Origin of the sequence: Acinetobacter sp. AR_0276 (assembly GCF_003000705.1) — a bacterium.
Classification (GTDB): domain Bacteria; phylum Pseudomonadota; class Gammaproteobacteria; order Pseudomonadales; family Moraxellaceae; genus Acinetobacter; species Acinetobacter nosocomialis.
On record NZ_PSQO01000004.1, the window covers coordinates 726,776 to 738,981 of the forward strand.

At 38.3% G+C, this 12,206-nt stretch carries 10 protein-coding genes; 7 read left to right on the plus strand and 3 right to left on the minus strand.

Annotated features, from left to right (window positions below):
• Nucleotides 1-25: 25 nt before the first annotated feature.
• From CSB87_RS04280 to CSB87_RS04295, 4 genes are all read left to right on the plus strand, one after another.
• A complete protein-coding gene (locus CSB87_RS04280) occupies nucleotides 26-1,204 on the plus strand; it encodes a YbfB/YjiJ family MFS transporter (protein ID WP_031953044.1) in 1,179 nt (392 codons plus the stop codon).
• The gene (locus CSB87_RS04285; RefSeq protein WP_017394326.1) at nucleotides 1,201-1,326 is read left to right on the plus strand and encodes a hypothetical protein; all 126 of its coding nucleotides are present in this window, start codon (nucleotides 1,201-1,203) and stop codon (nucleotides 1,324-1,326) included. Before CSB87_RS04280 ends, CSB87_RS04285 begins: the two co-directional genes overlap by 4 nt.
• 225 nt (nucleotides 1,327-1,551) lie before the next feature.
• Nucleotides 1,552-1,962: a hypothetical protein gene (locus CSB87_RS04290; RefSeq protein ID WP_002052664.1), complete on the plus strand. Its 411-nt coding sequence runs from the start codon at nucleotides 1,552-1,554 to the stop codon at nucleotides 1,960-1,962.
• Nucleotides 1,963-2,454, plus strand: a complete 492-nt coding sequence (locus CSB87_RS04295) for a hypothetical protein (protein ID WP_079377796.1) — start codon at nucleotides 1,963-1,965, stop codon at nucleotides 2,452-2,454.
• An 80-nt stretch (nucleotides 2,455-2,534) separates the two neighbouring features.
• Here CSB87_RS04295 and icd read toward each other — a convergent pair whose 3' ends face one another.
• The gene (icd, locus tag CSB87_RS04300) at nucleotides 2,535-3,791 is read right to left on the minus strand and encodes an NADP-dependent isocitrate dehydrogenase (RefSeq protein ID WP_017394328.1); all 1,257 of its coding nucleotides are present in this window, start codon (nucleotides 3,789-3,791) and stop codon (nucleotides 2,535-2,537) included.
• 200 nt (nucleotides 3,792-3,991) lie between these two features.
• Between icd and CSB87_RS04305 the strand changes: the two genes are divergently transcribed.
• Nucleotides 3,992-4,780, plus strand: a complete 789-nt coding sequence (locus CSB87_RS04305; protein WP_004707608.1) for an rRNA large subunit pseudouridine synthase E — start codon at nucleotides 3,992-3,994, stop codon at nucleotides 4,778-4,780.
• Nucleotides 4,781-4,898: 118 nt separating this feature from the next.
• Here CSB87_RS04305 and CSB87_RS04310 read toward each other — a convergent pair whose 3' ends face one another.
• Both CSB87_RS04310 and CSB87_RS04315 read right to left on the minus strand, forming a co-directional pair.
• A complete protein-coding gene (locus CSB87_RS04310) occupies nucleotides 4,899-7,136 on the minus strand; it encodes an NADP-dependent isocitrate dehydrogenase (RefSeq protein ID WP_002052445.1) in 2,238 nt (745 codons plus the stop codon).
• Between the two features lie 401 nt (nucleotides 7,137-7,537).
• Nucleotides 7,538-9,241, minus strand: a complete 1,704-nt coding sequence (locus tag CSB87_RS04315) for a M61 family metallopeptidase (RefSeq protein ID WP_004885915.1) — start codon at nucleotides 9,239-9,241, stop codon at nucleotides 7,538-7,540.
• 171 nt (nucleotides 9,242-9,412) lie between these two features.
• Here CSB87_RS04315 and CSB87_RS04320 point away from each other — a divergent pair, with 171 nt between their 5' ends.
• Nucleotides 9,413-10,732, plus strand: coding sequence for a D-alanyl-D-alanine carboxypeptidase PBP6B (locus tag CSB87_RS04320; RefSeq protein WP_002052978.1), 1,320 nt, complete (start codon nucleotides 9,413-9,415; stop codon nucleotides 10,730-10,732).
• A gap of 98 nt (nucleotides 10,733-10,830) precedes the next feature.
• Nucleotides 10,831-12,117, plus strand: coding sequence for an NAD(P)/FAD-dependent oxidoreductase (locus tag CSB87_RS04325; RefSeq protein WP_017398142.1), 1,287 nt, complete (start codon nucleotides 10,831-10,833; stop codon nucleotides 12,115-12,117).
• The last annotated feature ends 89 nt before the right edge of the window (nucleotides 12,118-12,206 follow it).

A 12,206-nucleotide genomic window follows, 5' to 3' on the forward strand; every position in this document is an offset into this window, starting at 1 on the left:
TAATAAAAAAATTGAGAGACTTCTCATGTCTACGTTCTATCGAATGAGCCTGCTTGTCTTTTTAGCGACTTGTCTAGGAATTGGTATTTTTAGGTTTTCATATACTGCGCTCATGCCGATCATGATTGTGCAATATGGATGGACTCATGATTTTGCAAGCTATTTAGGAAGTGCAAATTTATTGGGCTATCTGGTTGGCGCACTATTAGCACTGTTTAGCATTAAAGAAAAATCTATTCCCGCTTTGATCACAAGTTCAGCTGTCTTAGGCAGTTTAAGCCTGCTCTGCTGTTCGTTTATACACATGCCTATGGCTTGGTTTGTTCTCTGGCGTACTATTTCAGGTGTCGCGGGTGGCCTACTCATGATTTTAGCACCTAGCTTTGCTATGAAAAATATTGCAATTAGCCAAAGACTTAAAGTTAATTTTTTAGGGTTTAGTGGTATTGGCGCAGGCGTATTATCTGCTACTCTCATTATTCCTGCACTCAAAAACATGTCTGTTCAATATGTATGGAGCATTTTTGCAGTACTCTCTATTATTGGCAGTTTCGTTCTTTTCCGCTTATTAAAATATCAGTCTACTCAGGCCGTACAAGTCACAACGCAAGCTCCTCAAAACTTCAAACACTCACGTTTGGGGCTTGTCATTATTATTGCTTATATGTGCAGTGCTTTTGCTTATATTCCCCACTCTTTGTTCTGGATGGACTACTTATCGGGAACTCTACACTTTCCCTTGCAACAACGAAATTTATTTTGGGTTCTTTATGGGACAGGAAGCTGTATTGGCGCCTTTGTAGCTTATTGTTTAAGCCGCTTTACTGGTTATTTACAAGCCATTAAATGGCTATACGGTGTCTACTGCTTGGCAGTTGCTTTACCATTCTTTTCCCATACTACTGCTTTACTCGCCTTATCGTCCTTTCTTACAGGTCTACTTACACCAGCCACTGTATTTATTAGCTCTTATAGTCTGCTACAGATTTATGAGCAGCGTTATCAAAAAATCTGGAGCCTTGCCACCATTGGGTTTGCCAGCACTCAGCTATTAGGTGGCGTTGTTATTAGTACTTTACACCACTTGCATTGGTCTTATGCCCATTTGTTTTTAATGGGAGGCATTGTTTTGTTATTTGCATTGAGCCTTTTAATTCGCACCCATTCTTCCATACGAAATTCTCTCGGAGAAACCAAACTATGAAAACTTTGTACTTTCCTCTCTTTTTAATTGTCTTTGTACTTATTATTCAGGCTTTAGACCAAAGCTATCAAAAGAAAATTGGTAGCTCTAAGCCCCAGAAACATCCGGAATTTATGCAATAAAAAAAGCCCCTATACATAAGGGGCTTTTCATTGAGTAATCGTAGTTTGTCAAAATTAAAATTAATGAGTAGATCAGTAGAGCTAACTGCATAACACCTATGTCTATACGCCTACTCAGTAAGCTCAACTGACAAAAAATGTCATATTATGTCAATGTAGAGTGTTATTTTCTGATCTATATTCGATAAAAATTTATAATTTTTAATACTTAAAATAGAGTAAGACATGAGCAATAACAATTATATTGATGAGCTTTTAAAGCTCTTGGCGATGTTTGCTTTTATCTGTGTTTCATTACTGGCATTTAAATGCCGGACCATTTTTGCACTGGATATCACAACATCCTATGAGGTCTCTGTAAAGATCATTATCTATATTGCCACAGCAGCTATTCTTGGCTTTTTAACACGCGATCATATTGAGTTTACAACACAATTTTTAATTGCTGTTCCATTCGCGTACTTTTGGCTAGAACCAATTCTTGATTATAAAGCCCTTCAAACCATCCCAGATGTTCCGTTTTATCTCTCGGGTCATGGTCAAAGTTTAGGTCTACTAATAGTCATTATATTCTGTTTTGCCTTATGGGTATTTAAAGAGACTAGTTCAAACTCGCGTGAGTCGCAAAATGTCTAAATCAGATTTTTTGAGGAGTTTTATAAAGTTAAAAATAGTCAATGTACTATACTTTTTTATAATATATATTTTATTCAAATTAATTTATACCAATTAAAAACTTTAAAAATGTACAATGTATCAAACCCAGCAAATGCGGTTGTTGTCGGCATTATTACAATAATTGCTACAGTTAGCCTTCTTATATGGAAGTTTAATTTTTATATTGGCATAGATATATATACCAGTGGTGAAGTGCTTTTCAAAACGCTGCTATATGCGGCTACGATAGGGCTATTTAGTTACTATTTCCGCTATAGCATTAAAATTAGTAATACAGTGATTTTATCATTACCTCTTTTTTTCTTTTGTATCAGGCCTGTTTTGAACTATAAAATGACGCATAGCATTGGTAATGTACCTCTGTATGCTACTCATCACGGACAAGGTTTAATATTGCTAAGTTTTACAGTATTGGCTTGTTTATTATGGGTATACACTGCCCACTCTTAGCTTTAATTTTTAATAGCATAAAAATGTATAAATACTTATATACATAAAAAACCCTCGTTCGAGGGCCTTTTTATTTAAGTTTAATCTTCCATATGTTGAATTATGGCATCACCAAATTCAGAGCAACGCAATAAGGTTGCGCCCGGCATTAAACGCTCAAAATCGTAAGTTACCGTTTTAGCTGCAATCGCTCCTGAAATTCCTTTAATGATCAGATCAGCCGCTTCAGTCCATCCCATGTCTCGAAGCATCATTTCAGCAGATAGAATAATTGATCCGGGGTTTACTTTATCTTGCCCAGCATATTTAGGTGCTGTTCCATGTGTTGCTTCATAAACTGCAATAGCGCCACCAATATTTGCACCGGGTGCAATTCCAATCCCCCCTACTTCTGCTGCTAATGCATCGGAAATATAGTCACCATTTAAATTAAGGGTTGCAATCACAGAGTAGTCAGCAGGACGCATCAAAATTTGCTGTAAGAAAGCATCTGCAATTACATCTTTAATAATAATGTCTTTACCATTTTTAGGGTTCTTAATTTTAACCCAAGGGCCACCATCTATGAGTTCACCGCCGAAACGATCTAGTGCTAACTCGTATCCCCATTCTTTAAATGCACCTTCGGTATATTTCATAATATTGCCCTTGTGAACAAGAGTCACCGATGGTTTGTCATTATCTATGGCAAACTGGATGGCCTTACGAACTAAACGTTGCGATCCTTCTTTGGAAACGGGTTTAATACCAATACCACATCCTTCAGGAAAACGAATTTTTGTGACCCCCATTTCTTCTTGAAGGAATTTAATAACTTTTTTAGCTTCTTCCGAATCGGCTTTCCATTCAATACCTGCATAAATATCTTCCGAATTTTCACGAAAAATAACCATGTCGGTTAATTCAGGATGCTGAACAGGTGAAGGGACGCCTTGGAACCAACGCACAGGACGTACACATACGTACAAATCTAATTCTTGACGTAGTGCAACGTTGAGTGAGCGTATACCGCCACCAACTGGAGTAGTTAGGGGGCCTTTAATTGAAACGACAAATTCACGCAGGGCTTCAAAAGTTTCTTCTGGCATATAAGTGCCATAAATTTTATTGGCCTTTTCACCACAATATACTTCCATCCACTCAATGGAACGTTTGCCGCCATAGGCTTTTAAAATTGCCCCATCAACAACTTTTTTCATTGTAGGTGTAATATCTACACCAATACCATCACCCTCAATAAAAGGAATAATTGGATGATTCGGTACATTCAGTGACAGGTCTGCTTTTACTGTAATTTTATCACCGTCGGCAGGAACAACGATCTTCTGATAACCCATTGTGTAGATTCTCCCTTTTATAATATTTAACTAACCAAACAAAAATAATTATCGATAAACAATACTTTCAACTTTTATTCACGCATAATAGCTTAATCGAATTTAATCCTTTTTGAGATTTATGTGGGAAATAAGCAAATTTCACACTTAAATATTGCTCAATGTTTTTACCTCTTATTTGAAAGAAGAAGTCATTTTTTATGAAAATCGTCATTCTCAACAAACCTTATGACGTGCTCTCCCAGTTTCGTAAAGACGAAGCGCATATGACGGTGTCTGACTTTATAGATGACCCGACTTTACGCATAGCAGGCCGTCTTGATATGGACTCTGAGGGTTTAGTTTTTTTAACCGATCATGGTGGTTTGAATCAGTTCATTACCAACCCTGCGAATAAAAAATACAAAACGTATTTAGTTCAAGTTGATGGCGATGTTACCGAAGAAGCGCTTGAGCAACTTCGTAAAGGTGTTGAACTTAATGATGGTATGACCTTACCAGCTAAAGCAATTAAGGTAAGTGAACCTGAATGGTTATGGGACCGAGACCCTCCTGTACGTTACCGTGCCAGTATTCCAACATCTTGGATTGAAATCTCTATTTGTGAAGGTCGTAATCGCCAAGTTCGTCGCATGACCTCTGCGGTAGGTTTCCCGACTTTACGTCTCATTCGTACTAAAATCGGTTCAATTGATTTAGTCCAATTAGGATTACAGCCAGGCGAGACCAAAGAAATCGAACCTCTACTCTACCCAGACTTTAAAGATGTTCCAGCCGAGCAACCTTATCGATCACGCTCGTATGTGAAAAAACCTGGGGGTACAGGTGGCAAACCAATGGTTCGTAAGAATAAAGATGGTTCTGTTAAAAAGTCTGGTACAAAGCGTATCTGGCAAATGGATGAAAGTGAAAAGCCACGTCGTAAAACTAACGGTACAACTCGTCCAAATACTAAAGCACCTCGTGGTCGTAGCCGTAATGGTCGATAAAAACATTTAATTTTTAAAAGCTCACATAAGTGGGCTTTTTTAATAGCTATTATTTATAAAAATAAAAAAGCCGGCGCATATGCACCGGCTTTTCAGCTATTTACTAACGAATTAGTTATTAAGCTTGAACAGTTGAAAGCGCCGCATTAAATGTAGCACTTGGACGCATTACCGCGCTTACTTTCGCAGGATCAACTGCATAGTAACCACCGATGTCAGCTGCTTTACCTTGTACTTGAGCAAGCTCAGCAACGATCTTCTGTTCGTTTTCAGCTAATGCTTTTGCAAGTGGAGCAAATTTAGCTTTCAACTCAGCATCTTCGTCTTGAGCTGCAAGTGCTTCTGCCCAGTAAAGTGATAAGTAGAAATGGCTACCACGGTTATCAAGCTCACCTGTACGGCGTGATGGAGACTTGTCATTATCGAGTAATTTACCAGTCGCTTCATCAAGTGTTTTCGCAAGTAACTTCGCACGAGCATTATTTTCTTTAATACCCATTTCTTCTAAAGAAACTGCAAGCGCAAGGAACTCACCAAGCGAATCCCAACGTAAGTGGTTTTCTTCAACAAGTTGTTGTACGTGTTTAGGTGCTGAACCACCTGCACCAGTCTCGTACATACCACCACCCGCCATAAGCGGAACAATAGACAACATTTTCGCAGAAGTACCAAGTTCCATAATTGGGAACAAGTCAGTTAAGTAGTCACGTAAAATGTTACCAGTTACAGAAATTGTATCGAGACCACGAACTACACGCTCAAGTGTGTAACGCATAGCACGTACTTGAGACATGATCTGGATATCAAGACCAGTCGTATCGTGATCTTTTAAGTACTTCTGTACTTTCTTGATCAATTCATTTTCGTGTGGACGATATGGGTCAAGCCAGAAGATCGCAGGCATGCCTGAGTTACGTGCACGAGTCACTGCAAGTTTTACCCAGTCACGAATCGGAGCGTCTTTCACCTGACACATACGCCAGATATCGCCTTCTTCAACATTTTGAGTCAATAACACTTCACCAGTGTCAAGATCAGTAATGTTTGCGATACCTGCTTCAGGAATTTCAAAAGTCTTATCGTGAGAACCGTATTCTTCAGCTTTTTGAGCCATCAAACCAACGTTTGGCACTGTACCCATAGTCTTCGGATCGAAGTTACCATGCCATTTACAGAAATTGATCATTTCTTGGTAAATACGGGCAAATGTTGATTCTGGCATTACTGCTTTAGCATCGTATTGCTTACCATCAGCACCCCACATTTTACCACCAGCACGGATCATTGCAGGCATAGAAGCATCTACGATAATGTCGTTAGGCGAATGGAAGTTAGTAATACCTTTTGCTGAGTCAACCATCGCAAGTGCAGGACGGTGTTCTTGGCAAGCATGTAAGTCTTCGATGATTTCTTCACGTAATGATGTTGGAAGAGTTTCGATTTTCTCGTATAACCCAGCCATACCGTTATTTACGTTAATGCCTAATTCATCAAACAACTTACCGTGTTTTTCGAAAGCTTCTTTATAGTAAATTTTCACACAGTGACCGAAAACAATCGGGTGTGAAACTTTCATCATTGTCGCTTTAACATGTAAAGAGAATAAAATTCCTGCTTCTTTACAATCATCAAGTTCTTTTTCATAGAAATCACAAAGTGCTTTCTTGCTCATGAACATTGAGTCAATGATTTCGCCTTCTTGAAGCGCAACTTTTGGCTTAAGAACAATACTCTTACCACTGTTTGTGATAAGTTCCATTTTTACGTTGCGTGGGCGGTCAAGCGTCATTGACTTTTCACCGTGGTAGAAGTCACCTTCTTCCATGTGTGAAACGTGAGTTTGTGACCATTGTTTCCACTCGCTCATTGAATGAGGGTGTTTCTTAGCGTAATTTTTAACGGCAGCAGGAGCACGACGGTCTGAGTTACCTTCACGAAGGACAGGGTTTACTGCTGAACCTAGGCATTTGCCATAACGAGCTTTGATTGTTTTTTCTTCTTCAGTCGCCGGGTTTTCCGGATAGTCAGGAATTGGATAACCTTTAGATTGAAGTTCTTTAATACATGCTGTCAATTGCGCAACAGAGGCACTAATATTTGGGAGTTTGATAATGTTAGTATCTGGATCTTGTGTAAGACGACCTAGCTCAGCAAGGTTGTCGGATACCTTTTGCTCTTCACTTAGGTAGTCAGCGAATTCTGCGAGCACACGTGCAGCTACAGAGATGTCACTTTTAACAATCTCGATACCTGCTGGCTTAGTAAAGGTCTCAATGATCGGCAGTAGCGAATAAGTCGCCAATAATGGCGCCTCGTCAGTCAGTGTGTAAATGATAGTTGACTTTTCACCAGCCATATATAGCCCCTTCCGTTGAATTGAGTTTTGAGGACCGAGCTTTTGGCCCAGTACCTACGAACCGATATGCTTAAATAAAACCCTGAGAGTATCGGCTCTCATTGGCTTTCAGTCAACGAAATATCCAGTGATAACGACATTTCGCAGCGAAATAATACATAATTTAAATCTATTGATAATAATCTTATACCTAACTTATGGTAATACATGCACGATTACCAACTTTTTAGATATAGGACATTGTTAAATTACATGAGATATCTTTCAGAGTTCTGACAAATATTATACTTTTCATTCAAAATAAACTCAAAGATAACACCTATTTCAATTTTTATAATCTACTAAAAAGTAAAAAACCGATGTACGAAACATCGGTTTTTTATAAATTAATTCACTGTTATTTAGGCTTTTAACCATTTATCAGCTTTGCTTTGATCTTCAACAACAAGTTCAACTTCAGTTAAGTTGATACTGTCGCCTGTAACCTCAAATGATAACAACTCATCACGGCGGAAAGCCAAGACTGGGTAACTGCCCTTTTGTTTAGCATATTTTTCAATAAGTTTTGTGGTCGCTTTTAATCCATCAATTGCAATAATGACATCATTGGCAGAAATACCAGCTTTTGCACCAGCTCCTTCACGGTGAGCATTTTGTACTAATACGCCCTCCGGCTTATCAGTTAACTTTAAGCCATAAGCCAAGGTCTTATCATTTTTAAGCGTATAGCTTAAACCAAACTCAGGAAATAACTGATCAAGCGGTAATTCTTCAGTGGTATTAATCAAATGATTAATCTGCTCAACCCAACTATCGCCAGTTAACTCTTCACATAAATCAAAAACAGTACGCTCATTGACCTGAATACCATTTTGCGTGTTTTCATACAAACGACGCATTAAGGCATCTAGACTGGAACCACGTAAACGTAAGCCTAAATCTAGACATAAGGCAACTAATGCGCCTTTGTTGTAATAGCTCGTACCAGCATTATTCGTATTTTCATCTGGACGATAAAACTTAATCCATGCATCAAAACTTGATTCAGCTACTGTTTGAACAAAGCGCCCCGGATTTTGTAAATAACGATCAAGCTGTGACTTCAACAAATCTAGATAAGACTTCTGAGAGATCACACCGCTACGTAATAAAATGAGATCATCATAATATGAAGTAAACCCTTCAAAGATCCACAGTAGCGAGGTATAACCTTCTTGATGCAAATTGTAGTTCGCAAAGTTTTCTGGACGGATAAACTTTACTAACCAAGAATGAAAATACTCGTGGCTACATAAACCTAAGAAACGTTGATAATCTTTCGAAGGTTCAGTTGGTTCATTCGATTTTGGTAAATCATCACGTGGTGTAATCAAACTTGTGCTGTTGCAATGCTCTAAGCCACCATAACTATTCCCTGTAGCCATCGTCATAAAGGTATAGTTTTTAAATGGAGCTGAACCAAACATTTCAATTTCGGCTGCACAAATTTTTTCAATGTCTGTTTTTAAACGTTCTACATTGGTATTGTGCTGTCCAGAAATTGCAAACTCATGTTCAATTCCATGAGCTTCGAAGCTAAACCGTGTTTGCTCCGCAAGTTCAAATGGACTATCTATGAGTTGATCATAATGATCAGCTTTTAAGGTAAAACGTCCCTTAACTAAGCTTTTTGAAGCTAAACCAGTTGCTAATTGAAAGTGTTTCAGCTCATCAGGCAAAAAGACTTCTACTTCACAAGCAGATTGCTCTTGACCTTCCAAGCCTAGACACACACAGGCAGGGTTAATATATAGACGCGTTTGATCTACATAAGCACCACGTACCGACAAATCATAAGCATACGCATCATATTCAACAGTAATTAACTCATGATCGGTATTAAATAACCGCCAGCGATTTTTTTCAGTTTTTTTAATATTGAGCATGCGTCCAGCTTCATCATAGGCCTTTACAGCCTCAATATGCTTAGAAAACTCACGAATTAAATAACTGCCTGGAATCCACGTTGGTAACCATAGTTCCTGATTTGGATTCGCTAAAAAACGAATTGTTACGTGAACAAGGTGTTGTTTGTAATCATCGAACTCTATTTGATAATGCAACATAAATTCTTCAATTTAAAATAAGAACGGTTTCACATTAGATTATCACTTTTTTGTATCGACTTGCGTAGATGTATTTTTTGGCAACAATTCACACTAGCCTTCTACAAAAAAAAGGCATAGCATGCTGGGCATCTGTGTTCCGTATTTGCCAGTAAACGTCAAGGTCACCTAGTGAAATTCTTCCTATCTCTTTTTACACTGTTTAGTATTTTCTGTACTACTCTTACCAATGCTGCTCTACTTAATATTGCTCCTGAAAGTGTTGAAGCCGCTGCATGGACAATTGTAGACACTCAATCTGGACAAATCATTGCTGAGCATAATAGTCATGTACAACGTGCGCCAGCATCTTTAACCAAAATGATGGTGGCCTACATTGCATTAAAAGAGATTAAGGCTGGAAAGCTAAAACTGAACGAAGTCATTACCGCAACACCAGTCGTAAGCGTGGTGCAGTGGGATGAATCACAAATGTACCTTAAAGCAGGCGAGCAAATTTCAGTTGATCAGCTTTTGGCTGGTTTAATTGTGATGTCGGCAAATGATGCAGCTGTGACTTTAGCCGAAAAAATTTCTGGTGATGTGCCTCATTTTGTACAACGTATGAACCAAGAAGCTCAAGCTTTAGGCATGAAAGACACGCATTTTAGTAATCCTGCCGGGATTACAATGCCTGATCATTACACGACAGCGCATGATTTAAGCTTATTAAGTCAGGCAGTGATTCACCAAACTCCTGAATATTTACATTATTCAAAAATGCCAAGCTTTAGCTACAATCAACGTTTTCACCATGCAACTAACCTTGCTCTGAAATATGATCCATCTGTAGATGGTTTAAAAACTGGCTATACCAAAGCAGCAGGTTATAACTTGGCTCTAACGGCTTCACGTCCTTCATTTTCACCCAACTTACCGCAAAGACGTTTACTGGTTATTGTTTTAGGTACACCAAGTGCCGTGAAACGTGCTGAAATTGCCGATAAATTAATGAACCTTGCTTATGCTTATACACGTGATGAAGTGGTTATTCCTGAACAAAAATTGATTGCTGAACTACCTGTCATTAAATCAACTTTAAAAATGTTTAAAGTAGAAACTAAGCAGCCGACCATTGTCACAACTTCTTTATATGCTGAGCCAGCACCAATTGATTTAAATACATTTGACTACGCTACACAGCGAATTCAAGTTCTTGATAGCAATAAGCAACCGAAGACTATTGTTCCACTTGAAACAACCCAAACTCGTGTAAATATTCAGTTAAATGAGCAAAAGTTAACTGCGCCTTTAATGAAAGCCATGAACTTGGCAACTGTTTCAATTTATCAAAATAATCAGCTGATTCGCAGCTTACAAATTGAAAATGATGTGCATATTGAAGAAGCGAATATTTTCCAAAGAATCGTGATGTGGTTCTCAAATTTGTTCTCTATTTTTTCATCGAGTAACCATAGTGCCGCAAAACTTTACCCGGTAGATTCGCACTAAAAACATCAAATTGTGCACAGAGGCACAATAAATTTTATAAATAAAAGATGGCATAATTTAGCCATCTTTTTTTATAGAAAAATAATTAGGTGATAAAAATGGCCGAAAGTTTACATCATATTGTTATTGTCGGTGGTGGTGCGGGTGGTTTAGAACTTGCCACACAACTCGGTGAAACTTTTGGAAAAAATGGTAAAGCTAAAATTACATTAGTCGACCAAAATTTGACTCATATCTGGAAGCCTCTACTTCATGAAATTGCTGCGGGTTCCTTAAACCCTCACGAAGAACAAACCAATTATTTTGCCCATGCAGAAAAACATCATTACGAGTTTGTATTAGGAACACTTGTTGCGTTACACAAAGATCAAAAAATAATAGATGTCGTACCACCTCAAGTATCCAAAGAACAAAACACGCATGTTCAACAACTGAATTATGACACGCTTATTTTAGCACTTGGTTCAGTGTCAAATGACTTTAACACACCTGGGGTACGCGAAAACTGTCATTTCCTCGATAGCCGAAAACAAGCAGATATTTTCCAGCAAGATCTTTTGCATTTATATATCGAAGCACAAAATCAACCAGACCAACGTACATTAAATATTGGAATCATTGGTGCGGGTGCAACTGGTGTTGAACTTGCAGCAGAACTGATTGAAACAACCAAAAACTTTTATCGCTATGGTTTGAAAAAGATCCATCCTAAACAGGTCAAAATCACACTGATTGAAGCATCAGAACGAATCCTGCCTGCTTTAAGTGAAAAAACGGCTGAGCATAGTGCAAAACAGCTCCAAAAAATGGGCATCGAAATTTTAACTCAACACCGCGTTGAAAAAGTTGATAAACACTGCATTTATTTCAGCAACGGTAATCAACTCACAAGTGATATTACGGTATGGGCAGCTGGCGTAAAAGCGCCAAAAGTTCTTGAAAGTTTTACTGATTTCGAACGTGACAATATTAATCGTTTAATGGTCTACGCAACTCTGCAAACTTACTCCGATCCAAATGTATTTGCTTTCGGTGATTGTGCACACTGTCAACTCGACGCAAGAAATCCCCCACTCGGACCACGTGCTCAAGTTGCCAGTCAACAAGCAAGCTTTTTAGTCGATGCAATGGCTGCTCGGCTGAATGGCCGCTCACAGCCAATGTTTACATTTAACGACAAAGGTTCGCTTGTGTCTTTAAGTCGTAATAAAGCCGTTGGAGAATTGCTGGGGGATGTCAGTGTACAAGGATATATTGCTAAAACGATGTACGTATCTTTATATCGTTTACATCAAGCAACAATTCATGGATACACTCAAGCTGGACTACTCACAGTGAAAGATTTACTTACAAGACGAGTACGTCCAAAAATTAAGCTGTATTGAGTTGAATTTTTTAAGTTCATCCCTATATAGATAAAAACGCATTAGAAAAAGTGTTAAAGATTGAGATTTTGTAGTCTACAAAATTTATT